We start from the raw sequence: 23,424 nt of genomic DNA on the forward strand, positions 1-23,424 counted from the left end.
AGCGCCTGGTCATCACGGGACGTGATGACAGTGAAAGCGGTATGACGGATTCCCGATCGCCGTGGGGTGGAGGACGATGGAGCGGGGACCCGTCGGTTCCCCGCCCCGCCGTCGCACGCGCCGACGGACGAGCGGACGGGCAAGACGAACGATCAGGACACCTGCTCAGGACACCTGGGCAAGACGGATGATCAAGACGGACGAGCAAGTGGAGCACCGTGAAACGCCTGCGCTGGCCGAGCTGGATGCCGATCGACCCGTACATCGTGCTGCTGCTGGCGACGGTGGGCCTGGCCGCGCTGCTGCCGGCCCGCGGCGGCGCGGCCCACGTGGCCTCCGGCGCCTCCACCGCCGCCATCGCCTTCCTGTTCTTCCTCTACGGCGCCCGCCTCTCCACCCGTGAGGCGCTGGACGGACTCAAGCACTGGCGGCTCCACCTCACCGTCCTGGCCTGCACCTTCGTGGTCTTCCCGCTGCTCGGCACGGCCGCCCGCGGACTGGTCCCGGTCCTGCTCGACCAGCCGCTCTACCAGGGGCTGCTGTTCCTCACCCTGGTGCCCTCGACCATCCAGTCGTCGATCGCCTTCACCTCCATCGCCCGCGGCAACGTGCCCGCCGCGATCTGCGCGGGTTCCTTCTCCTCGCTGGTCGGGATCGTCCTCACCCCGCTGCTCGCCGCGGCGCTGCTCGGCAGCAGCGGCGGCGGCTTCTCGGCGCACTCGCTGATCACGATCGTGCTGCAGCTGCTCGTCCCGTTCGTCGCGGGGCAACTGCTGCGGCCGTGGATCGGGGTCTTCGTGGCCCGGCACAAGAAGGTGCTCGGACTCGTCGACCGCGGCTCGATCCTGCTCGTCGTCTACACCGCGTTCAGCGAGGGCATGGTGCGCGGCATCTGGCACCAGGTCAGCCCGCTGCGCCTGGGCGCCCTGCTCGCCGTGGAGGCCGTGCTGCTCGCCGTGATGCTGGCCCTGACCTGGTACGGCGCCAAGGCGCTGGGCTTCGGGCGGCAGGACCGGATCGCGATCCAGTTCGCCGGTTCCAAGAAGTCCCTCGCCTCCGGCCTGCCCATGGCGAGCGTCCTGTTCGGCGTCCATGCCTCGCTGGCCGTGCTGCCGCTGATGCTCTTCCACCAGATGCAGCTCATGGTGTGCGCGGTGATCGCCAAGCGCAGGTCGCACGACCCGGAGGCGAACGCCTCGGAGGGGGACGCCCGGACGGTGGACACCGGCGGGACGGAGGCCGTGGAGGGGAACATGGGTGAGGCGGACGCCGCGGAAGGGCGAGAGGGCACGGCTCCCGCGGCGGTGCCCGAGACGTCACCGACCAGGGCCGGTACGGCGGCCACGGCGTCCCGCCCTCGGTGAGACCGCCACGGTGACGCGGTTGTGGTGTGGCCGTCACGGAGCCCCGCCCTGGGCGAGGCGGGTGCGGCGAGCGGTCGTGGTGCGGCCGTGACGGCGGCCCGCCGCCGTGAGACCGGCGCGGCGATGCCGTCCCGGTGACCGTCGCGGGCTCCGTTCAGGGCCGCAGCACCACCTTGCCGAGGTTGCGGTGCCCCTCGATCGCCTCGTGCGCCCGCGCCGCGTCCTGGAGTGCGTACTCGGCGTGCACGACGGGCCGCACCAGCCCCTGTTCGAACAGCCGCCACAGCTCCAGCCGCCACCGCTCGTACAGCTCGGGCTGTTCGCGGGCGACGCGGGCCATCTGGAAGCCGGTCACCGACCTGGCGGCGACGAGCAGGTCGTACGCCCGGATCGTCCCGCCGCCCGAGCTGTACGCCACCAGCCGCCCGCCCGGGGCGAGCGCGGCGACCGCCGGGGTCAGGAGGTCTCCGCCGACCGCGTCGAGGACGCAGTCGACCGGGTCGCCCCAGTCGTCGTCGCCGTAGCGGACCACCGCATCGGCTCCCAGGCCGCGGACGAAGTCCGCCTTGGCCGGGTCGGAGACCGCGCCCACGACCCGGGCCGCGCCCCGCACCAGGGCGAGCTGGACCGCGAGGTGCCCCACGCCGCCGGCCGCCGCCGTCACGAGCACCGACTCGCCCCGCCCCAGCCCTGCGGCATCCAGGGCGCCGAGGGCGACGAGGCCGCTACGGACCAGGGCGACCGCCTCGGTGAAGGAGGCGCCGCCGGGCACGGGGGAGGCCATGGCCTCGTGCAGCAGGGCGAAGTCGGCGTAACCGTGCCCGAAGCAGAGTCCGGTGACGCGGTCGCCGGGCCGGAAACGGGTGACGTCCGCGCCGACGGCCGTCACCTCACCGGCGACCTCCCCGCCCAGCGGGACCGGCTCGGCGGCCTCGGTGACCTTGCGGACGACGGGCAGGGTGACCCCGACGGCCGCACAGCGCACGAGGACTTCCCCGGGACCCGGCTCGGGCACGGGCACCTCTTCGACGAAGAGAGGGCCACCGGTCGATTCGTACCGCACGCGGCGCATCGCACCTCCACAGACAGGAAGGACGGGAGGGGGCGGGGGCCGCCGCGCTCACCGAGAATTCGTTGGGAGGCCCAACGGTAATCCCCATTCATTGGGAAGTCCAACGGCTTTTTCGCTAGGCTGCCGTCATGCCCGACGCCGAAGCACCCCTCGCCGAGATCCGTTCCCTGCCCAGCTGGCTCCTCGGCCGGGCCGCCGCACGGGGGAGGGGGCTGGTCGCCGAGGCGCTCGCCGGGGAAGGGCTGAAGATGTGGCACCACGTGGTGCTCTCCGCGGTCCGCGACCTCGGCCCCGTCGCCCAGGCCGACCTCGGGCGCGGTGTGGGGCTCGACCCCAAGGACCTGGTCGGCGTCCTCAACGACCTCCAGGCCGCCGGTCACGTCCTGCGCGAGCCCGACCCCGCCGACCGGCGCAAGAACGCGGTCTCCCTCACCGCACAGGGCGCCCGGCTGCTGGCGCGCTGCGAGCAGGCCGCCCGCGAGGCCAACGCGACGCTGCTGGCGCCGCTGTCGCCAAAGGAACGCGAGGTCTTCATGGACCTGCTGGTCCGGGTGTCGGGCGCCAGGGAGTGACGACCGCGCGGACACCCCGCGTCAACGCCGCTCGTCCCCGCTGGCCGCGGGACGCGCATCAGGGCGCGACCGTGGTGCGCACGCCGGAATGAGACGTGCGCGCCACGGCGCGACGCGGCGCGCACACCGGGGCGCAGGCGCCGGAGCGGCACGCCGGATGCGCGCCGACGGGGCGGTACGCCCGGTGCGCGACCGGCGCCCACGCCTGGATGCGGGCGACGGGCCGGTACGTCGCGTCGGGGCGCGGGCCGGCGGCGCGTACGCGGGGAGGCAGGCGCGGGACGGCGTGACGGGGCCCCGCGGCGCAGGGGGCGCTCCCCGCCGGTCCGGCGCGTCGCCGTTTCGCGGGAGGAGGCCGTCGCCGGGTGGTCCGCGAGCCGCCCCGGAGCACCGGTCAGCCCTGGGCCGCCGGGGTCCGCAGGACGATCCGCTCCTCGCCCGCGTACACGTTCATGGAGGCGCCCCGCAGGAAGCCCACCAGGGTCAGTCCGGTCTCCGCGGCCAGGTCCACGGCCAGCGAGGACGGTGCCGAGACCGCCGCCAGGACCGGGATGCCCGCCATCACGGCCTTCTGCGCCAGCTCGAAGGAGGCCCGGCCGGAGACCAGCAGGATCGTGCGGGACAGCGGCAGGCCGTCGTTCTGCAGAGCGCGGCCGACCAGTTTGTCGACCGCGTTGTGCCGGCCCACGTCCTCCCGTATGTCCAGCAGCTCACCGTCCTCGGTGAACAGCGCCGCCGCGTGCAGGCCGCCGGTCCGGTCGAAGACCCGCTGGGCCGCGCGCAGCCGGTCGGGCAGGCTCGTGAGCAGGCCGGGCGTGACGCGCACCGGGGGCTCGTCGGCGATCGGCCAGCGGGCCGTCGTACGGACCGCGTCCAGGCTGGCCTTGCCGCACAGGCCGCAGGAGGAGGTGGTGTAGACGTTGCGTTCGAGCGTGATGTCGGGCAGGACGACGTCCGGCGCCGTCCGCACGTCCACCACGTTGTACGTGTTGGCCCCGTCCGCGGTCGCGCCGGCGCAGTACACGATGTTCACCAGGTCCGACGCCGCGCCCAGCACGCCCTCGCTGACCAGGAAGCCCGCGGCCAGCGCGAAGTCGTCACCCGGGGTGCGCATGGTGATGGCGAGCTGCCGGCCGTTGAGCCGGATCTCCAGGGGCTCCTCGGCCACCAGCGTGTCCGGGCGGGCGGAGACGGCCCCGTCCCTGATGCGGAGCACCTTGCGTCGTTCCGTGACTCGTCCCATTGTCCTGATCAGCCCCGGTTCTGTACGTGCTGGCAGCCGAAACGGCCCTTGATGCGGAGGTCGCCGTGGGTCACCGGGCCGTCGAGTGGCGCGGTGACCTCGACGACCTCATTGTCCTGCACGGCGGGCGTGAGGTCGCGGCCCCCTTCGCAGCACGCGCGGACCGTGGCCGTCTCCGTCTGCCTGGACTCGTCGGGTACCCGCCGCCCGCATGTCGGACTCCGGCCGCGACGACAGCGCGCCCGGGGGGCCCGCCTCGCCGCGGTCGCCGCGGTACCCGCACGCCGAGTCGGGCAGCGGAGCGTGGTGGTCCACGGGGGTCCGGGCGGCGAAGCCGCGTCCGGCGGCGGAGACCGCGGACGTGTTCCGTCCCGGCTCGCCGCACGCGTCGGGCGTGCGCGTCCGCGCGGAACCGGGTCTGACGGAAGGCGACAAGGCCGGCGGGTGTTTCCTGTGGCTTCGCCTGCCGTCCTACCCGTGGGTCACTGATCAGACTGGTGAACCCGCAACCCAAGGCAACGAGGGGGACCCTCCCATGAACGGCTCGCGCATCGCCGCCGTCGGCCACTACCAGCCCGCCAAGGTGCTCACCAACGAGGACCTGGCCGCCCTGGTCGACACCAGCGACGCATGGATCACCAGCCGCGTGGGCATCCGCACCCGGCACATCGCCGGACCCGACGAGCCGGTCGACGAACTCGCCGCGCACGCCGCGGCGAAGGCGCTCGCGGCCGCCGGGCGCACGCCGGCCGACATCGACCTGGTCCTGGTCGCCACCTCCACGGCCGTGGACCGTTCCCCCAACACCGCCGCCCGCGTCGCGGCGCGCCTCGGCATTCCGAGTCCCGCCGCGATGGACGTCAACGTCGTGTGCGCCGGCTTCACCCACGCGCTGGCCACCGCGGACCACACCGTGCGCGCGGGAGCCGCGACCCGCGCCCTGGTCATCGGCGCCGACAAGATGTCCGACGTCACCGACTGGAGCGACCGCACCACCTGCGTCCTCGTCGGCGACGGCGCCGGGGCCGCCGTGGTCGAGGCCTGCGCGCCGGGCGAGAGCGCGGGGATCGGGCCGGTGCTGTGGGGTTCCGTGCCCGAGATGGGGCACGCGGTACGGATCGAGGGCACGCCCCCGCGGTTCGCCCAGGAGGGACAGAGCGTCTACCGGTGGGCCACCACCCGCCTGCCGCCGCTCGCCCGGCAGACCTGCGAGCGGGCGGGCATCGCGCCCGAGGACCTCGCCGCCGTCGTCCTGCACCAGGCGAACCTGCGCATCATCGAACCGCTCGCCGACCGGCTCGGCGCGGTCGGCGCGGTCGTCGCCCGCGACGTCTGCGAGTCCGGCAACACCTCGGCCGCCAGCATCCCGCTGGCCCTGTCCAAACTGGTCGAGCGGGGCGAGGTGCGAAGCGGTGACCCGGTGCTCCTGTTCGGTTTCGGCGGCAACCTCTCCTACGCGGGGCAGGTCGTGCGCTGCCCGTGAGGCGCGGGACCGGCCGGGAACCTCACCGGCGGCCCGGGGCCCGGAGCATGACCGGTGGCCCGCGAGGCCGGGGCCCCCAGGGCGGCCCGCGAGGCCAGGGCGGCCCGGATGCCTCACCGGCGGCCCGGGAGGCCAAGGCGGCTTCGGCGACGGAGAGGGGGCTCGGGCCGGACGCGACGCGTCTCCGTGCGTCTTCGTGGGGGTCCCTGCGTCTTCGCGTGGCTTCGCCGTGTCTCCGGGCGGGCGGTGCGCCGTAGACTGTAGACGAAAGACAATCCACTCCGGGCCGCGGTGATCCGCTGTACCGGATCGCCGCACCGGTGGCGGTGTCCCGCCTCCGTCCGCTGTGCAGGGCCCGCCGAGGAGGGACCGCGATGTTGTCGCCCGGACTGCCGCAGGGGGCCGTGCCCCGGCTCGAACGCCCCGGACCGCTGCGCGACCGCGTCTACGAGGCGCTGCTCGAACTCATCACCACCCGCGCGCTCCAGCCGGGCCAGCACCTGGTCGAGAGCGAACTCGCCGGCCACCTCGGTGTCTCCCGGCAGCCGGTGCGCGAGGCGCTGCAGCGGCTGAACACCGAGGGCTGGGTCGATCTGCGGCCCGCCCAGGGCGCGTTCGTGCACGAGCCCACCGAGGAGGAAGCCGACCAGCTCCTCACCGTCCGTACGCTGCTGGAGGCCGAGGCCGCCCGGCTGGCCGCCGTGCACGCGGACGACGCCGGTGTCGCGGCCCTGCGGGAGCTGTGCGCGCAGGGCGAGGAAGCCGTCGCCGCCGACGACGTGGACGCCGCCGTCGCCCTCAACGCCCGCTTCCACGCCCGCGTCATGGACCTGGCGGGCAACGTCGTCCTCGCCGAGCTGGCCGCGCAGGTGGACCGCCGGGTGCGCTGGTACTACACGCCGGTGGCCCGGCAGCGCGGCGGCCGGTCGTGGGTCGAGCACCGCGACCTCATCGACGCCATCGCCCACCACGACGAGCAGCGCGCCACCCGCCTGATGCGCGAACACACCGAACACACGCGCCGGTCGTACCACGAGCGCACGGAGTCCTGAGCAGCCGCGGAACGCTACGGCCCCCGGCGTGCGGGGTCTTGAGCCCGGCGGTCCATGCCGGCTCCGGCGCGGAGCCGCGAGTCCCGCGGTCCGTGCCGGTCGGTCCCCGTGGTCCCTTACCGCCCTCGCGGGGGCCCCTCTGATCCCCGGTGACAACACTCGGGTGTCCGTGTGTCCGTGTGTCCGTGGCCGTGTGGGCGTGTGCGTGCATGCGCCCGTGGGTCCCTGGGCCGCGCCGCCGCTCTTTGTCCTGTGAGTGGGAAAAGTCCGCGGTAATTCGTGCACAGCTTCTTCCCAGCCTCGGCGGTCGCTGCTACGTTCCACTCGAAAGCCCGTAACGAACGGCCGAATTGAGGCGGGGAGGGGCACGTGAGACGCATGACGGCACGACCCGCCAACACCCACCAGGCCCGGTTGCTGAGGCTGCTGCGCGACTCCGGCCCCAGCTCCCGCGCCCAGCTCGGCGACCAGGTCGACCTCTCCCGGTCGAAACTGGCCGTGGAGGTGGACCGGCTCCTGGAGACGGGGCTGGTCGTCGCCGACGGCCTCGCCGCCTCACGCGGCGGCCGCCGCTCGCACAACGTCCGGCTGGCGCCCACCCTGCGCTTCCTGGGCGTCGACATCGGCGCCACCTCCGTCGACGTCGCGGTCACCAACGCCGAACTGGAGGTGCTGGGCCACCTCAACCAGCCGATGGACGTGCGCGAAGGCCCGGTCGCGGTCTTCGAACAGGTCCTCGCCATGGCCGCCAAGCTCCGGGCGTCCGGGCTCGCCGAAGGGTACGACGGTGCCGGGATCGGTGTCCCCGGCCCCGTCCGCTTCCCCGAGGGCGTCCCGGTCGCGCCGCCGATCATGCCCGGCTGGGACGGCTTCCCGGTGCGCGAGGCGCTCAGCCAGGAACTCGGCTGTCCGGTCATGGTCGACAACGACGTGAACCTCATGGCGATGGGGGAGCAGCACGCGGGCGTGGCACGCTCCGTGGGCGACTTCCTCTGCGTCAAGATCGGCACCGGCATCGGCTGCGGCATCGTCGCCGGCGGTGAGGTGCACCGGGGCACGACGGGCAGCGCCGGCGACATCGGCCACATCCAGGCCGTGCCCGACGGCCGCCCCTGTGCCTGCGGCAACCGGGGCTGTCTGGAGGCGCACTTCAGCGGTGCGGCCCTCGCCCGGGACGCCCTGGAGGCGGCCGGGCAGGGCCGGTCCGCCGAACTCGCCGCCCGGCTGGCGGCCAACGGCACGCTCAGCGCCGTCGACGTCGCCGCGGCGGCCGCCGCGGGCGACGCCACCTCGCTCGACCTCATCCGGGAGGGCGGCACCCGCACGGGCCAGGTCATCGCCGGGCTCGTCTCCTTCTTCAACCCCGGCCTGGTGGTGATCGGCGGTGGGGTCACCGGCGTGGGCCACACCCTGCTCGCCGCGATCCGCACCCAGGTCTACCGCCAGTCGCTTCCCCTGGCGACCGGCAACCTCCCCATCGTGCTCGGGGAGTTGGGGCCGGCCGCCGGGATCATCGGCGCGGCCCGCCTCATCAGCGACCACCTGTTCTCGCCCGCGTAAGCCCGGCCACCGCCCCGACGCACCGCCCGCACCGCCCGCCGAGCCCCGCACCGCCTTGCCCTTGCCCCGCCCTGCGCTGTCCCGCCGTGCCGTGCCGTGGACGCGGTCCCGGACCGCACCCGCTCCCCGGCCCACGCCTCCGAACACCCGCTCCTCGGCCCACACCCCGAACCCCCCTCCCCGGTCCACGCCACCGAACACCCGCTCCCCAGCACACGCCACCGAACCCCCGCTCCCGGCCCGCAGGCGTACCCGCTCCGCCCTGAGTACCCTCGCGCACCCGCACTCGCCCCACCCGCAAGCCCCGCCCCACCCGCGCACCCCGAACACACACCCATCCGGTAAGCGCTTCCACCCTGAGACCGGCCCGCGTCCCGCCCGCCGAGGGGAACCCACATGGCATCACAACCACCGCTGCTCAGCATGTCCGGCATCACCAAGTCGTTCCCCGGAGTACGGGCCCTGGACGGCGTCGACCTCGACGTCGAGGCCGGCGAAGTGCACTGCCTGCTGGGCCAGAACGGCGCCGGCAAGTCCACCCTGATCAAGGTCCTGGCCGGTGCACACCAGCCCGACACCGGGACCGTCCGCTGGCGCGGCGAGCCGGTCGTCCTGCGCTCGCCGATCGCCGCCATGCGCCTCGGCATCGCCACCATCTACCAGGAACTCGACCTGGTGGAGCACCTGTCCGTCGCGGAGAACGTCCACCTCGGCCACGAGCCCACGACGGCCGGTTTCGTCGTCCGCGGACGAGCGGCCCGCGCGGCGACCGCCGGGCTGCTCGAACGGCTCGGCCATCCCGGGATCGACCCGGCGCGCCCGGTGGGGGAGCTGTCCGCCGCGCAGCAGCAGATCGTGTCCATGGCGCGGGCGCTCTCCCACGACGTACGGCTGATCGTCATGGACGAACCGTCCGCCGCCCTCGACCCGGAGGAGGTCGGCAACCTCTTCCGCGTCGTGGCCGCCCTCACCGCGCAGGGCGTCGCCGTCGTGTACATCTCGCACCGGCTGGAGGAGATCCGCCGCATCGGCGACCGGGTCACCGTCCTCAAGGACGGCCGGGCGGTGGCGGGCGGCCTCGCCGCGAGGACCACGCCGACCCGCGAGGTGGTCGCGCTGATGACGGGCCGCGACGTCGAGTACGTCTTCCCCCGGCGGCCGGACACCGCCCCCGCCGGCGAACCGGTCCTGGAGGTGCGGGGGCTCGCCCGCGACGGCGAGTTCGCGCCGCTGGACCTGGCCGTCCGGCCGGGGGAGATCGTCGGTCTCGCCGGGCTGGTGGGCTCCGGGCGCTCGGAGATCCTGGAGACCGTCTACGGCGCCCGCAGGCCCACGGCCGGTCAGGTCCTGGTCGGCGGACGGCCGGTGCGCCCCGGCAGTGTGCGCGCCGCCGTCCGCGCGGGCCTCGGGCTCGCCCCCGAGGAACGCAAGGCGCAGGCTCTGCTGATGCTGGAGTCCGTCACCCGCAACGTGTCCGTCTCCACGCTGTCCCGCTTCTCGCGCGGCGGCTGGATCGACCGCGGCGCCGAACGCGGCGCCGCCCACGCCGCCACCCGCGCACTGTCGCTGCGGCCCGACGACCCGGCCGTGCCCGTGCGCACCCTCTCCGGCGGCAACCAGCAGAAGGCCGTCCTGGCCAGGTGGCTGCTGCGCGGCTGCCGCGTGCTGCTGCTGGACGAACCCACCCGCGGCGTCGACGTCGGCGCCCGCGCCGAGCTGTACGCGGTCGTCCGGCGGCTGGCCGACGAGGGCCTGGCGGTGCTGCTGGTCTCCAGCGAGGTGCCCGAGGTGCTGGGCCTGGCCGACCGCGTCCTGGTGCTGCGCGAGGGACGCGTCGTGCACACCGCGCCCGCCCGTGACCTCGACGAGCACCGCGTACTCGACCTCGTGATGGACGCACACCCCGTGGCCAGTGAAGGGAGCCCCACGTCATGACGCAGCACGTGTCCCCGCCCCGGGGCGGCACCGGCAAGGCGACCGCGACCGCGAGCACTCCGCCCGCCCGCCGCCGGCTGCCGGTCCGCGCCGACGTCCGCACGCTCTCCCTCCTCGGGGTGCTCGCCGTGCTGGTCCTCATCGGCGGACTCACCCGACCGGAGGAGTTCCTCGACACCCGCAACCTGCAACTGGTCCTCACCCAGGCGTCCGTCATCGGGGTCGTCACCGTCGGCATGACCTTCGTCATCACCTCCGGCGGCATCGACCTGTCCGTCGGCGCGATCGTCGCCCTCTCCTCGGTCTGGGCGACCACGGTGGCCACCCAGGAATACGGGTTCGGCGGCATCCTGCTCACCGCCGTCCTGGTCGGACTCGGCTGCGGCCTGGTCAACGGACTCCTCGTCGCCTACGGCGGGATGGTCCCCTTCATCGCCACCCTCGCCATGCTGGCCTCCGCGCGCGGCCTGGCCCTCCAGATCACCGACGGCCGCACCCAGATCGTCACCGTCGGGGGCGTCCTCGACCTGGGCGAACGCGGCTCCTACGTGCTCGGCGTCCCCCCGCTCGTCCTGGTCTTCGCGGCCGTCACGGTCATCGGCTGGCTGGTGCTCAACCGCACCACCTTCGGCCGCCGCACCATCGCCGTCGGCGGCAACCCGGAAGCGGCCCGGCTGGCCGGCATCGACGTCCGCCGCCAGCGGCTCTACCTCTACCTGCTGTCCGGGCTGTGCTGCGGCATCGCCGCCTTCCTGCTGATCATCCTGTCCGGATCGGGCCAGAACACCAACGGCAACCTGTACGAGCTGGACGCCATCGCCGCCGCGATCATCGGCGGCACCCTGCTCAGCGGCGGGCGCGGCACCATCACCGGCTCGGTGCTCGGCGTCCTGATCTTCACCACGATCACCGACATCTTCGCGCTGAACAACCTGCAGAGCGACGTCCAGCAGATCGCCAAGGGAGCGATCATCGTCGCCGCCGTGCTGGTCCAGCGCCGCACCGCGAGCACGACCTGACGAGGAAAGGGTTCACCGCCATGTCACCACTGACGAGTCGCAGAGGGCTGCTCTTCACAGCCGCCGCCGTGTCCACCGGTGCCCTCCTCACCGGCTGCACCAGCAACGAGACCAAGGACGAGAAACCGGCCGGCAGCGGTCAGCCGGCCGCCGACGGCGCACCCGGCAAGCACGTCACCATCGGCTTCGCCGGCCCCCAGGCCGACCACGGCTGGCTCAACGCCATCAACGACCAGGCCAAGGGCCGCGCCCGCAAGTACTCCGACGTCAGCCTGGAGATCACCGAGGGCTCCAACGACACCGCCGCGCAGATCGGCCAGATCGAGACGCTGATCAACAAGAAGGTCGACGTACTGGTGGTCCTGCCCGCCGACGGCAAGGCGCTCACCCAGGCCGGCCTGAAGGCGATGCGCGCCGGCATCCCCGTCGTCAACCTCGACCGGGTCTTCAACACCCCGCAGGCCTACCGCTGCTGGATCGGCGGCGACAACTACGGCATGGGTCTCAACGCCGGTCACTACATCGGCGAGAAACTCAAGGGCAAGGCCGGTGCGCGCGTCGTCGAACTCGCAGGCCTGGACAACCTGGAGCTGACCAAGCAGCGCAGCCAGGGCTTCGACGACGCCCTGAAGAACTACCCGAACATCAAGAAGGTGGCCCGCCAGGCCGCCGAGTTCACCGTCGAGTCCGGCCAGGCCAAGATGGCCCAGCTGCTCCAGGCCCAGCCGGAGTTCGACGCCCTGTGGAACCACGACGACGACCAGGGCGTGGGCGCGCTGCGCGCCATCGAGCAGGCCGGGCGCGACGGCTTCCTGATGGTCGGCGGCGCGGGCGCCCTGACCGCCTTCCAGGCCATCAAGCAGGACGACGGGGTCCTGAAGGCGACCGTCCTGTACCCGCCGACGATGGCCGCCTCGGCGATCGACCTGGCCCGCGCCCTCGGCCAGGGCAAGGGCGTCGGCGGCCTCGCCGAGTACGAGATCCCGTCCTCGATCACGCTCTACTCGGCCGTCGTCGACAAGACCAACGTCGACCAGTACATGTCCACCGGCTTCAGGTGAGCCGGCCGGACCGAGACGCCCGGTGCCCGGCCACCGGGCCCCGGGCACCGCCGGTGGGCCGGGACCGACCGACCCCCCACCGTGGCACGACGACGAGGAGGACCTCCGTATGGGACAGCCGCAGCAGTCAGACGACGCGGCGGGGACGAAGCCGCCGCTGCGCGTCGGCATGGTCGGCTACGCCTTCATGGGCGCCGCCCACTCCCAGGGCTGGCGCACCGTGGGCCGCGTCTTCGACCTGCCCCGGCGCCCGGTGCTCGCCGCGGTCTGCGGCCGGGACGCGGCCGCCGTGCGCGCCGCCGCCGACCGGTACGGCTGGGCCGGCGCCGAGACCGACTGGCGGGAGCTGATCGCCCGCGACGACATCGACCTCGTCGACATCTGCACCCCCGGCGACAGCCACGCCGAGATCGCGCTGGCCGCGCTGGCCGCGGGCAAGCACGTCCTGTGCGAGAAGCCGCTCGCGAACACGGTCGCCGAGGCCGAGGAGATGGCCCGGGCCGCGGAGGCCGCCCGCGCGCGCGGCCAGGTGGCCATGGTCGGCTTCAACTACCGGCGCGTCCCGGCCACCGCGCTGGCCCGGCGGATGGTCGCCGAGGGCAGGATCGGCACCCTGCGCCACGTGCGGGTCACCTACCTCCAGGACTGGCTGGTCGACCCCGGGTTCCCGCTGACCTGGCGGCTGCGCAGGGAACTCGCCGGGTCCGGGGCGCTCGGCGACCTGGGCGCGCACATCGTCGACCTCGCGCAGTACCTGGCGGGCGAGAACCTGGCCGGCGTCTCCGCGCTCACCGAGACCTTCGTCCGGGAACGGCCGCTGCCCGTGTCCGCCGGCACCGGCCTCGCCGCCCCGGCCACCGCGGCCGCCCCGGCCGTGCGCACCGGGCAGGTCACCGTGGACGACGCCGCCGTGTTCACCGGCCGGTTCGGCTCCGGCGCCCTCGCCTCCTTCGAGGCCACCCGCTACGCCACCGGCCGCAAGAACGCCCTGCGCATCGAACTCAACGGCGGGCGCGGCTCCCTCGCCTTCGACCTGGAGCGGCTCAACGAACTGTGGTTCCACGACGGCACCGAGCCCGGGGAGTCCGCCGGGTTCCGCCGCATCCTGGTCACCGAGCCCGGCCACCCCTACCTGGAGGCCTGGTGGCCGCCGGGCCACGGCCTCGGCTACGAGCACACCTTCGTCCACCAGGCCCGCGACCTGGTCCACGCGGTCGCCCAGGGCACCGGCGCCGAGCCGTCCTTCGCCGACGGGCTCCAGGTGCAGCGGGTGCTCGCCGCCGTCGAGGAGAGCGCCGCCAAGAACTCCGTCTACACCCCCGTAGTCCTCTGAGGAGGCCAGCCAGATGCCGCGCCCGTTCACGCTCTTCACCGGCCAGTGGGCCGACCTGCCCCTGGAAGAGGTCTGCCGCCTCGCCCGCGACTTCGGCTACGACGGTCTCGAACTCGCCTGCTGGGGCGACCACTTCGAGGTCGACAAGGCTCTCGCCGACCCCACCTACCTGGCCTCCCGGCACGAGCTGCTGGAGAAGTACGGCCTGAAGTGCTGGGCCGTCTCCAACCACCTGGTCGGGCAGGCCGTCTGCGACGCCATCATCGACGATCGCCACCGGGCGATCCTGCCCGCCCCGGTGTGGGGCGACGGCGACCCGGAGGGCGTACGGCAGCGGGCCGCCGCCCGGATGAAGGACACCGCGCGGGCCGCCGCCGCCTTCGGCGTCGACACCGTCATCGGGTTCACCGGCTCCGCCATCTGGCACCTGGTCGCCATGTTCCCGCCCGCCCCGGAACCGATGATCGAGGCGGGCTACGAGGACTTCGCCGCCCGCTGGAACCCGGTCCTCGACGTCTTCGACGCCGAGGGCGTGCGGTTCGCGCACGAGGTCCACCCCAGCGAGATCGCCTACGACTACTGGACCACCCACCGCGCCCTGGAGGCCGTCGGCCACCGGCCCGCCTTCGGCCTGAACTTCGACCCCTCGCACTTCGTGTGGCAGGACCTCGACCCGGTCGGCTTCCTGTGGGACTTCCGCGACCGGATCTACCACGTCGACTGCAAGGAGGCCCGCACCCGGCTCGACGGGCGCAACGGCCGGCTCGGCTCCCACCTGCCGTGGGGCGACCCGCGCCGCGGCTGGGACTTCGTGTCGGCCGGCCACGGGGACGTCCCCTGGGAGGACGTGTTCCGGATGCTGCGCTCCATCGGGTACGCGGGCCCCGTCTCCGTCGAGTGGGAGGACGCCGGCATGGACCGGCTCCAGGGCGCCCCCGAGGCACTGACCCGTCTGAAGGCCTACGACTTCGAGCCGCCGTCCGCCTCCTTCGACGCGGCGTTCGGCAACTGACCTCCTGCCCCCTCCGGGATGACGGCGCATCCCGGCGCACGCACCCGCCCGTACAACCGGCCCCATCGATGGAGGCATCCGTGCACGGGAACGACCGCACCACCCGCACCACCGGCCCCGGCGAGACCGCCACCGCCCGACGACGGCGCCCGGCCTTCCGCAAAGCGGTCGCGCTGCTCGGCGGCGCCCTGCTGGCAGGCGCGTCGCTGACCCTCGCCACACCCCAGACCGGCGCAGCCGTCGCCGGGACCGCCACCGGATCCGCCGCAGGCGAGGACTTCCAGCAGGTCGCCCTCGCCCAGGGCGCGGCCGAGGTCGGTGAGCCCATGTCGCTCGCCGTCCTGCCCGACCGCTCCGTCCTGCACACCTCCCGCGACGGCACGCTGCGCCTCACCGACGCGGCCGGCAACACCCGTGTGGCAGGCAGGCTCGCCGTGTACTCCCACGACGAGGAAGGTCTCCAAGGCGTCGGCGTCGACCCGGACTTCACCACCAACCGGTTCGTGTACCTGTACTACGCGCCGCCGCTCAGCACCCCCGCGGGCGACGCCCCCGAGACCGGCACCGCCGCCGACTTCGCGCCCTTCGACGGCGTCAACCGCCTCTCCCGCTTCGTGCTGAGGACGGACGGCACCCTGGATGCGGCCAGCGAGAAGAAGATCCTGGACGTCCGGACCTCCCGCGGCATCTGCTGCCACGTCGGCGGCGACATCGACTTCGACGCGGCGGGCAACCTGTACCTGTCGACCGGCGACGACTCCAACCCGTTCCAGTCGGACGGATACTCCCCCCTGGACGAGCGCCCCGACCGCAACCCCGCCTTCGACGCCCAGCGTTCGGCCGGCAACACCGACGACCTGCGCGGCAAGATCCTGCGCATCAAGGTCGAGGCGGACGGCTCCTACACGATCCCGGACGGCAACCTCTTCGCGCCCGGCACGGCGAGGACCCGGCCCGAGATCTACGCGATGGGCTTCCGCAACCCCTTCCGCTTCAGCGTCGACAAGAAGACCGGCATCCTGTACGTCGGCGACTACGGCCCCGACGCGGGCGCGGCCGACCCCGGGCGCGGACCGGCGGGCCAGGTCGAGTTCGCCCGCGTCACCGGCCCCGGCAACTTCGGCTGGCCCTACTGCACCGGCGCCAACGACGCCTACGTCGACTACGACTTCGCGACCAAGACCTCCGGCGCCGCCTTCGACTGCGCCGCGCCGAAGAACACCTCCCCGCACAACACCGGCCTGACCGACCTGCCGCCCGCCCAGCCCGCCTGGATCCCCTACGACGGCCCGTCCGTCCCCGAGTTCGGCGACGGCTCCGAGTCCCCGATGGGCGGCCCGGTCTACCACTACGACCCCGCGCTCGACTCGCCCGTGAAGTTTCCCGAGGCCTACGACGGGAACTTCTTCGCCGGTGAGTTCGGCCGCCGCTGGATCAAGCGGATCGTCAGCGACGACGACGGCACCGTGCGCTCCATCGACCCCGTCCCCTGGACCGGCACCCAGGTGATGGACATGGCCTTCGGCCCGGACGGCGCGCTGTACGTCCTCGACTACGGCACCTCGTGGTTCGGCGGCGACGACAACTCCGGCCTGTACCGCATCGAGAACGCCACCGACGGCCACTCCCCGGTCGCCCGGGCGGCGGCCGACCGCACCTCGGGACAGGCGCCGATGAAGGTCACCTTCTCCTCGGCGGGCACCAGCGACCAGGACGGCGACGCGCTCACCTACCGCTGGGACTTCGGCGACGGCGCCACCGCCACGACGGCGAACCCCACGCACAAGTACCAGAAGAACGGCACCTACACCGCCACCCTGACCGCCAAGGACCCCTCCGGGCGCACCGGCAGCGCCAGCACACAGATCGTCGTCGGCAACACCGCGCCCAAGGTGACGCTGCAACTCCCACAGGACGGGCAGCTGTTCAGCTTCGGTGACGCCGTACCGTTCGAGGTGAAGGTCACCGACCCCGAGGACGGCCGGGCCATCGACTGCTCGAAGGTCACCGTCACCTTCGTCCTCGGCCACGACACCCACGGCCACCCGCTGACCTCCGCGCAGGGCTGCTCCGGCACCATCCAGACCAGCGCCGACGGCGGCCACGACGAGAACGCCAACATCTTCGGCGTGTTCGACGCCCAGTACACCGACGACGGAGGCGGCGGCCAGGCCCCGCTGACCACCCACGACCGCAACGTCACCCAGCCCCGCCACCGGCAGGCCGAGCACTTCAACGACTCCTCCGGCGTCTCCGTCGTCGCCAAGGCGAGCGCCCACGGCGGCAAGACGGTCGGCGACATCGGCGACGGCGACTGGATCTCCTTCACGCCCTACGTGCTGAGCAACGCCAAGAAGATCACCGCACGGATCTCCTCCGGCGGCGCGGGCGGCACCCTGGAGGTCAGGGCCGGCTCCCCGAAGGGCACCCTGCTCGGCAAGGCCACCGTGCCGGTCACCGGCGGCTGGGAGACCTTCCAGGACGTCAGCGCCGGCCTGACCCGCGCCCCCAGGGGCACCACCACGCTCTGCCTCGTCTTCAGGGGCGGCGCCGGAGCCCTGTTCGACGTGGACGACTTCGTCTTCACCACCGGCTGAGGGGAGGACACATGAAACGCTCCACCGGCCGCCTCGCGACGGCCGTCACGGGCACGGCCCTGCTGCTCGGCTCCCTGTCCGCCCCCGCCTCCGCGCACCCCGGCGACGACGGCGCACGCATCCTGGTCTTCTCCAGGACCGCCGGTTTCCGTCACGACTCCATCCCCGAGGGCGTCGAGGCCGTCCGGGACCTGGCGGCACAGCGCGGCTTCGCCGTCGACGCCACCGAGGACGCGGGGGCCTTCACCCCGGCCGATCTGCGCCGCTACCGGGCGGTGGTGTTCCTGTCGACCACCGGGGACGTGCTCGACGCACGGCAGCAGAAGGCCTTCGAGGGATACATCCGCCAGGGCGGCGGCTACGTCGGCATCCACGCCGCCGCCGACACCGAGTACGACTGGGCGTTCTACGGCGGCCTCGTCGGCGCCCGGTTCCGCTCCCATCCGGCGATCCAGCCGGCCCGGGTGACCGTCGAGGACCGCGCCCACCCGGCGACCTCGCACCTGTCCCCGGTCTGGAACCGCACCGACGAGTGGTACGACTACCGCACCGACCCGCGCGAGAAGGTGCACGTCCTGGCCTCCCTGGACGAGTCGTCGTACACCGGCGCCACCATGAACGGCGACCACCCGATCGCCTGGTGCCAGACCTACCGGGGCGGGCGCGCCTTCTACACCGGCGGCGGCCACACCGAGGAGTCCTACGCCGACCCCGCCTTCCGCGCCCACCTGCTCGGCGGGATCCGGTACGCCACCGGCGACGCCAGGGCGGACTGCCGCCCGGAGAACGGCTACCGTCCGCTCTTCGACGGCACGGCCGCCTCCCTCGGCGCGTGGCGGCAGGCGGGCCCGGGGACCTTCGCCCTGGACGACGACGGCACGCTGACGTCGGCCGGAGGCATGGGCCTGCTCTGGTACGCGGCCTCCGGCTTCTCCTCGTACTCGCTGAAGCTGGACTGGAGGGTGGCCGGCGACGACAACTCCGGTGTGTTCGTCGGCTTCCCGGCCTCGGACGACCCCTGGTCGGCGGTGGACAAGGGGTACGAGATCCAGATCGACGCCACCGACGTGCCCGAGAAGACCACCGGGTCCGTCTACGGGTTCCAGTCCGCGGACCTGGCCCGGCGCGACCGCGCGCTGAACCCGCCGGGGGAGTGGAACACCTACGAGATCCGCGTCGAGGGCGAACACCTGCGGGTGTTCCTCAACGGCGTCGAGATCACCGATTTCACCAACACCGACCCGGCCCGGAGCCTGACCGGCGGACACATCGGCATCCAGAACCACGGACCCGACGACCAGGTGTCCTTCCGGAACATCCGGATCAGGGAACTGCCCGCGACGCACACCTCGCGGGACCACTGAACGGCGGCGGGCGGGGGACGCCGGACCCCCGCCCGCCGTCACCCCCCGGTCACCAGCCCTCGTCACCGTCTGCCGTCACCCCCTCCAAAGCCGTCTCTTCCGGCGTCCCGCGACAGGAGGCTGTCCATGTCCGCGTTCTTCCCCGACCGTCCCGTCGGCGTCTGGCTGATCGGGGCGCGCGGCTCCGTCGCCACGACCGTCGTCGCGGGCTGCGCCGCCCTCGCCGCCCGGCTGCACCCGCCGACAGGCCTGCTCACCGAGACCCCGCTCTTCACCGGCACCGGCCTGCCGCCTCTGTCCTCGCTGGTCTTCGGCGGTCACGACACCACGGACTGCCCGCTGCCCAAACGCGCCGAGGCACTGACCGCCGCCGGGGTCCTGCCGTACGGCGTCACCACGGCGGTGACGGCCGAACTCGCCGCCGCCGACCGGGAGATCAGAACCGGCGGACCGCTTCCCGGCGACCTGCGCGACGAGGAGGAGCTGACCGCCGCCTTCGCCGCCGACATCGAGGACTTCGTACGGCGCACCGGTGCGGCCCGCGCGGTGGTGGTGAACGTGGCCTCCACCGAACCGCCGCCCACCGGCACGGCCCTGCCGCCGAGTTCCCTGTACGCGGCGGCGGCCCTGCGCGCGGGCTGCCCCTACGTCAACTTCACCCCGTCCACCGGTCTGCACCACCCCGCGCTGGCCGGACCCGCACGGGCGAGCGGCCTGCCGTACGCGGGCCGCGACGGCAAGACCGGCCAGACCCTGCTGCGCGCCGTGCTCGGCCCGATGTTCGCGCAGCGCTCGCTGGCCGTGCGGGCCTGGTCGGGCACGAACCTGCTGGGCGGCGGCGACGGCGCCGCCCTGGCCGACCCGGCCGCCGCCGCGGCCAAGAACGCCGGCAAGGAACGCGTCCTGGCCGACACCCTCGGCCACACCCCGCAGGGCGAGGTCCACATCGACGACGTCCCCGCGCTCGGCGACTGGAAGACCGCCTGGGACCACATCGCCTTCGACGGCTTCCTCGGCACCCGCATGGTGCTCCAGACCATCTGGCAGGGCTGCGACTCCGCCCTGGCCGCCCCCCTGGTCCTGGACCTCGCCCGCATCGTCGCCCGCGCCCACGAGGCGGGCCTGTCCGGCCCGCTGCGCGAACTCGGCTTCTACTTCAAGGACCCCCTGGGCGACGGCCCGGCGGGCCTGACCGAGCAGTACGCCGGCCTGGCCCGCCTCGCCGGGAACCTGCGAACGCCGGCCGCGCGGCCGGAGGAACACCCGTGAACGCCGGGCGGGCCGCGGCCGGTGCCGCCGAAGGGAGCCACGCGCCGGGCGGTGGCGGTGCGCGGCGTGCCGGGCGGGGGCGGGCCTGGGCCGAACTGCTGCGGCTGCCCGCCGTCCTCACCGTTCCCGGTGACGCCCTGGCGGGCGCGGCCGCCGCCGGGCGGGCCGGCCCCCGCACCCTCCTCGCGGTCGGCTCCTCGCTGTGCCTGTACGAGGCAGGGATGGCCCTCAACGACTGGGCCGACCGCGCCGAGGACGCCAGGGAACGCCCGCACCGCCCGCTGCCCTCCGGTCGCATCGGCCCCCCGGCGGCGCTCGCCGCGGCCTGCGCCCTCACCGCGGCGGGCCTGGCCGCGGCGGCCGGCGCGGGACGCCCCGCGCTCGCGGTCGCCGCACCGCTCGCGGCCACCGTCTGGGCGTACGACCTGGGCCTCAAGCGCACCCCGGCCGGGCCGCTCGCGATGGCCGCCGCCCGCGGACTCGACCTGCTCCTGGGCGCCGCGGCCACCACCGGCCGCACCCGCCCGGCCCTCCGGCCGGCCGCCCTGCTCGCCACCCACACCCTCGCGGTCACCGCGGTGTCCCGCCGCGAGACCACCGGCGGCGCACCGGCCGTCCCGCTGGCGGCGCTGGCCACCACCACCGCACTGACCGCCCTCCTGCACCGCCCGCCCGGCCCCCCGCCCCCCACGGCCCCGGCCCGTCCCGTGGCCGCCCGGCTGGCCGCCACCTGCGCCACCGCCGCCTACGCCGCCGCCTCCCTGCGCCCCTGCCTCCACGCCGCCCTCAACCCCTCACCGCCCCTGCTGCAACGCGCCGTCGGCAGCGGCGTCCGCGCCACGATCCCGCTCCAGTCGGCGCTGACCGCCCGCGCGGGCGCCCCGGCCACCGCCCTGTTCACGGCCGCCCTGGCCCCGCTCGCCCGCCGCTTCGCGAGGAAGGTGAGCGTCACATGACCCGGCCCACGACCTCCTCCACGCCCCGCCCCACGGCCCCGGGGGACCTCCGTTTCGGCTACGGCACCAACGGCCTGACCGACCTCCGCCTCGACGACGCCCTCGCCCTCCTGGCCGACCTCGGATACGACGGCGTCGGGCTGACCCTCGACCACATGCACCTCGACCCGCTCGCCCCGCACCTCGCCGCCCGCACCCGCAAGGCCGCGCACCGGCTGGACACCCTCGGCCTGCGGGTCACGGTGGAGACGGGCGCCCGCTACGTGCTCGACCCGCGCCGCAAGCACGGCCCCTCGCTGCTGGACGCCGACCCGGACGACCGCGCCCGGCGCGTGGACCTGCTGCTGCGGGCCGTGCGCGTCGCCGCCAGCCTCGGCGCCCACGCCGTGCACTGCTTCAGCGGCCCCCTCCCGCCCGGCACCGACGAGGACACGGCCTGGAAGCGGCTGGCCGAGGCGCTGGCCCCCGTCCTGGACGCCGCCGGCGCGGCCGGCGTCCCGCTCGCCGTCGAACCCGAACCCGGTCACCTCCTGGCCACCCTCGCCGGCTTCCACCGGCTGCGCCGCATCCTCGGAGACCCCGGCCACCTCGGTCTCACCCTCGACATCGGCCACTGCCAGTGCCTCGAACCGCTCCCGCCGGCCGAGTGCGTACGGGCCGCCGCCCCCTGGCTGCGGCACGTCCAGATCGAGGACATGCGCCGCGGCGTCCACGAGCACCTGCCTCTCGGGGACGGCGAGATCGACTTCCCGCCCGTCCTCGCGGCCCTGGCCGCCACCGGCTACACGGGCCTGACCGTCGTGGAACTGCCCCGCCACTCGCACGCCGGCCCGCACCACGCCGGACACTCCCTGCCGTTCCTGCGCCGCGCCGCCGCCCACGCGCAAGGGCACGCCCCCGCGCCTGTCTCCCGGCGCGCACCCGCCGCCCCTGAAGGGAGCCCCCGATGACCCGACCGCACCCCGCCCCCGGCACCCTGGCAGGCGCCGCCTCCGCCGACCCGCACACCCTTCCCGCCGCGGATCCGAAGGACCTTCCCGCCGCGCTGACCGGTGCCGCCCGCGCCTGGCTCGACCAGGCGCTCGACGAGGCCGCCGCCCACCCCGGCGGTCACGGACCGATCTCCGTGTGGGAACTGCGCCTGGCCGAGGCGAGCCGCCGCTGCGGACCGGCCCACGCTGACGCCGCCCGGGTCCTCATCCTGCGCGCCGCCCGCGCCGACCCGCACGCCCTGACCCGCGTCTACCGCCAGGGCACCGCCGACGAGCGCCGCGCCGTGCTGCACGCCCTGGACCACCTGGTGCCCGGCCCCGACGCCCTGCCCCTCGTCGAGGACGCGCTGCGCACCAACGACACCCGCCTGCTCGCCGCCGCCGTCGGCCCGTACGCCGCCCGGCACCTGGGTCCGCACGCCTGGCGGCACGCCGTCCTGAAATGCCTGTTCACCGGGGTGCCCGTGGCCCACGTCAGCGGCCTCGCCCGGCGTGCCCGCGGCGACGCCGAACTCGCCCGCATGCTCGGCGACCACGCGGCCGAACGCACCGCAGCCGGCCGCGCCGTCCCCGAGGACCTGCACCGCGTCCTGGCCCTGACCGGACCGGGCACCGCACCCCCCGGCCCCGCCACGCCCGACGACGTCCCGCGCCCGGCCCCGGACGCCCCCCACGGCAAGGAGTCCTGATGCGCATCCTCGACCCCCACATCCACATGACGTCCCGGACCACCGACGACTACGAGGCACTGCACGCCGCCGGAGTCCGCGCCGTCGTCGAACCCGCCTTCTGGCTCGGCCAGCCCCGCACCTCGCCCGCCTCCTTCTACGACTACTTCGACTCCCTCCTCGGCTGGGAACCCTTCCGCGCCGCCCAGTACGGCATCGCCCACCACTGCACGATCGCCCTGAACCCCAAGGAGGCCAACGACCCCCGCTGCCTCCCGGTCCTCGGCGAACTGCCCCGCTACCTCGTCAAGGACCGCGTCGTCGCCGTCGGCGAGATCGGCTACGACTCCATGACCCCCGCCGAGGACACCGCCCTCGCCGCCCAGCTCCAGCTCGCCGCCGACCACGGCCTGCCCGCGCTCGTCCACACCCCGCACCGCGACAAGCTCGCCGGACTGCGCCGCACCCTGGACGCCGTCGCCGAGTCCGCGCTGCCCGCCGACCACGTCCTGGTCGACCACCTCAACGAGACCACCGTCAAGGAGGCCAAGGACAGCGGCTGCTGGCTCGGCTTCTCCGTCTACCCCGACACCAAGATGGACGAGACCCGCATGGTCGCCCTGCTGCGGGAGTACGGCCCCGAGAAGGTCCTGGTCAACTCGGCCGCCGACTGGGGCCGCAGCGACCCGCTCAAGACCCGCAGGGTCGCCGACCTGATGCTCGCCGAAGGCTTCACCGAGGACGACGTCGACCGGGTGCTGTGGCGCAACCCGGTCGCCTTCTACGGCCTCAGCGGACGCCTCGCCCTCGACGTCACCGAACCCGGCGCCACCCACGAGGGCAACTCCGTGCTGCGCGGCGGGGAGTGAGCC

At 74.2% G+C, this 23,424-nt stretch carries 19 protein-coding genes and 1 pseudogene; 17 read left to right on the forward strand and 3 right to left on the reverse strand.

Annotated elements, in window-relative coordinates; translation table 11 throughout:
* Positions 1 to 218 precede the first annotated feature (218 nt).
* Entirely contained in the window at positions 219 to 1,364 is a 1,146-nt protein-coding gene (locus ABZ719_RS22630; RefSeq protein WP_366726979.1) for a bile acid:sodium symporter family protein, read from the forward strand.
* Positions 1,365 to 1,518: 154 nt separating this feature from the next.
* Here the strand turns inward: ABZ719_RS22630 and ABZ719_RS22635 are convergent, their stop codons facing one another.
* Entirely contained in the window at positions 1,519 to 2,436 is a 918-nt protein-coding gene (locus tag ABZ719_RS22635; RefSeq protein WP_366726980.1) for a zinc-binding dehydrogenase, read from the reverse strand.
* Positions 2,437 to 2,564: 128 nt separating this feature from the next.
* Here ABZ719_RS22635 and ABZ719_RS22640 point away from each other — a divergent pair, with 128 nt between their 5' ends.
* The gene (locus ABZ719_RS22640) at positions 2,565 to 3,008 is read left to right on the forward strand and encodes a MarR family winged helix-turn-helix transcriptional regulator (protein ID WP_366726981.1); all 444 of its coding nucleotides are present in this window, start codon (positions 2,565 to 2,567) and stop codon (positions 3,006 to 3,008) included.
* Positions 3,009 to 3,402: 394 nt separating this feature from the next.
* Here the strand turns inward: ABZ719_RS22640 and fdhD are convergent, their stop codons facing one another.
* Complete coding sequence (gene fdhD, locus ABZ719_RS22645) at positions 3,403 to 4,251, reverse strand: formate dehydrogenase accessory sulfurtransferase FdhD (protein ID WP_366726982.1); 849 nt, start codon at positions 4,249 to 4,251, stop codon at positions 3,403 to 3,405.
* Between the two features lie 8 nt (positions 4,252 to 4,259).
* Positions 4,260 to 4,641 (reverse strand): annotated as a pseudogene (locus ABZ719_RS22650) (Fe-S-binding domain-containing protein); the annotation flags it as partial.
* A gap of 145 nt (positions 4,642 to 4,786) precedes the next feature.
* On the opposite strand from ABZ719_RS22650, the gene ABZ719_RS22655 reads away from it, so the two are divergent.
* The 15 genes from ABZ719_RS22655 (at position 4,787) to ABZ719_RS22725 (ending at position 23,421) form a co-directional block, all read left to right on the forward strand.
* Positions 4,787 to 5,734, forward strand: coding sequence for a beta-ketoacyl-ACP synthase III (locus ABZ719_RS22655; RefSeq protein WP_366726983.1), 948 nt, complete (start codon positions 4,787 to 4,789; stop codon positions 5,732 to 5,734).
* A gap of 374 nt (positions 5,735 to 6,108) precedes the next feature.
* Positions 6,109 to 6,786 carry a GntR family transcriptional regulator gene (locus ABZ719_RS22660; protein ID WP_366726984.1) on the forward strand — a complete coding sequence of 226 codons (678 nt, stop codon included), beginning with the start codon at positions 6,109 to 6,111 and terminating at the stop codon, positions 6,784 to 6,786.
* A 378-nt stretch (positions 6,787 to 7,164) separates the two neighbouring features.
* Positions 7,165 to 8,346, forward strand: a complete 1,182-nt coding sequence (locus tag ABZ719_RS22665; RefSeq protein ID WP_366726985.1) for an ROK family transcriptional regulator — start codon at positions 7,165 to 7,167, stop codon at positions 8,344 to 8,346.
* Positions 8,347 to 8,742: 396 nt separating this feature from the next.
* Positions 8,743 to 10,281: a sugar ABC transporter ATP-binding protein gene (locus tag ABZ719_RS22670; protein WP_366726986.1), complete on the forward strand. Its 1,539-nt coding sequence runs from the start codon at positions 8,743 to 8,745 to the stop codon at positions 10,279 to 10,281.
* Positions 10,278 to 11,300, forward strand: coding sequence for an ABC transporter permease (locus ABZ719_RS22675; protein ID WP_366726987.1), 1,023 nt, complete (start codon positions 10,278 to 10,280; stop codon positions 11,298 to 11,300). The genes ABZ719_RS22670 and ABZ719_RS22675 overlap by 4 nt, the downstream gene beginning before the upstream one ends.
* A gap of 20 nt (positions 11,301 to 11,320) precedes the next feature.
* Complete coding sequence (locus ABZ719_RS22680) at positions 11,321 to 12,361, forward strand: substrate-binding domain-containing protein (protein WP_366726988.1); 1,041 nt, start codon at positions 11,321 to 11,323, stop codon at positions 12,359 to 12,361.
* 109 nt (positions 12,362 to 12,470) lie between these two features.
* Positions 12,471 to 13,694, forward strand: coding sequence for a Gfo/Idh/MocA family oxidoreductase (locus ABZ719_RS22685; protein WP_366726989.1), 1,224 nt, complete (start codon positions 12,471 to 12,473; stop codon positions 13,692 to 13,694).
* Between the two features lie 13 nt (positions 13,695 to 13,707).
* Complete coding sequence (locus tag ABZ719_RS22690) at positions 13,708 to 14,706, forward strand: sugar phosphate isomerase/epimerase family protein (RefSeq protein ID WP_366726990.1); 999 nt, start codon at positions 13,708 to 13,710, stop codon at positions 14,704 to 14,706.
* 68 nt (positions 14,707 to 14,774) lie between these two features.
* Positions 14,775 to 17,303 (forward strand): PQQ-dependent sugar dehydrogenase, encoded by a 2,529-nt coding sequence (locus ABZ719_RS22695; RefSeq protein ID WP_366726991.1) that lies wholly within the window; start codon positions 14,775 to 14,777, stop codon positions 17,301 to 17,303.
* 11 nt (positions 17,304 to 17,314) lie between these two features.
* Positions 17,315 to 18,667, forward strand: a complete 1,353-nt coding sequence (locus tag ABZ719_RS22700) for a ThuA domain-containing protein (RefSeq protein WP_366726992.1) — start codon at positions 17,315 to 17,317, stop codon at positions 18,665 to 18,667.
* 126 nt (positions 18,668 to 18,793) lie between these two features.
* Entirely contained in the window at positions 18,794 to 19,936 is a 1,143-nt protein-coding gene (locus tag ABZ719_RS22705; RefSeq protein WP_366726993.1) for an inositol-3-phosphate synthase, read from the forward strand.
* 95 nt (positions 19,937 to 20,031) lie between these two features.
* Positions 20,032 to 20,892 carry an SCO3242 family prenyltransferase gene (locus ABZ719_RS22710; RefSeq protein WP_366727013.1) on the forward strand — a complete coding sequence of 287 codons (861 nt, stop codon included), beginning with the start codon at positions 20,032 to 20,034 and terminating at the stop codon, positions 20,890 to 20,892.
* On the forward strand, positions 20,889 to 21,842 hold the full coding sequence (locus ABZ719_RS22715) for a sugar phosphate isomerase/epimerase family protein (protein WP_366726994.1): 954 nt from the start codon (positions 20,889 to 20,891) through the stop codon (positions 21,840 to 21,842). The genes ABZ719_RS22710 and ABZ719_RS22715 overlap by 4 nt, the downstream gene beginning before the upstream one ends.
* The gene (locus ABZ719_RS22720) at positions 21,839 to 22,573 is read left to right on the forward strand and encodes an EboA domain-containing protein (RefSeq protein WP_366726995.1); all 735 of its coding nucleotides are present in this window, start codon (positions 21,839 to 21,841) and stop codon (positions 22,571 to 22,573) included. The genes ABZ719_RS22715 and ABZ719_RS22720 overlap by 4 nt, the downstream gene beginning before the upstream one ends.
* Positions 22,573 to 23,421 (forward strand): TatD family hydrolase, encoded by an 849-nt coding sequence (locus tag ABZ719_RS22725; protein WP_366726996.1) that lies wholly within the window; start codon positions 22,573 to 22,575, stop codon positions 23,419 to 23,421. The genes ABZ719_RS22720 and ABZ719_RS22725 overlap by 1 nt, the downstream gene beginning before the upstream one ends.
* Positions 23,422 to 23,424: the final 3 nt, after the last annotated feature.

Source organism: Streptomyces sp. NPDC006743, assembly GCF_040703815.1.
In the GTDB taxonomy this organism is placed as follows: domain Bacteria; phylum Actinomycetota; class Actinomycetes; order Streptomycetales; family Streptomycetaceae; genus Streptomyces.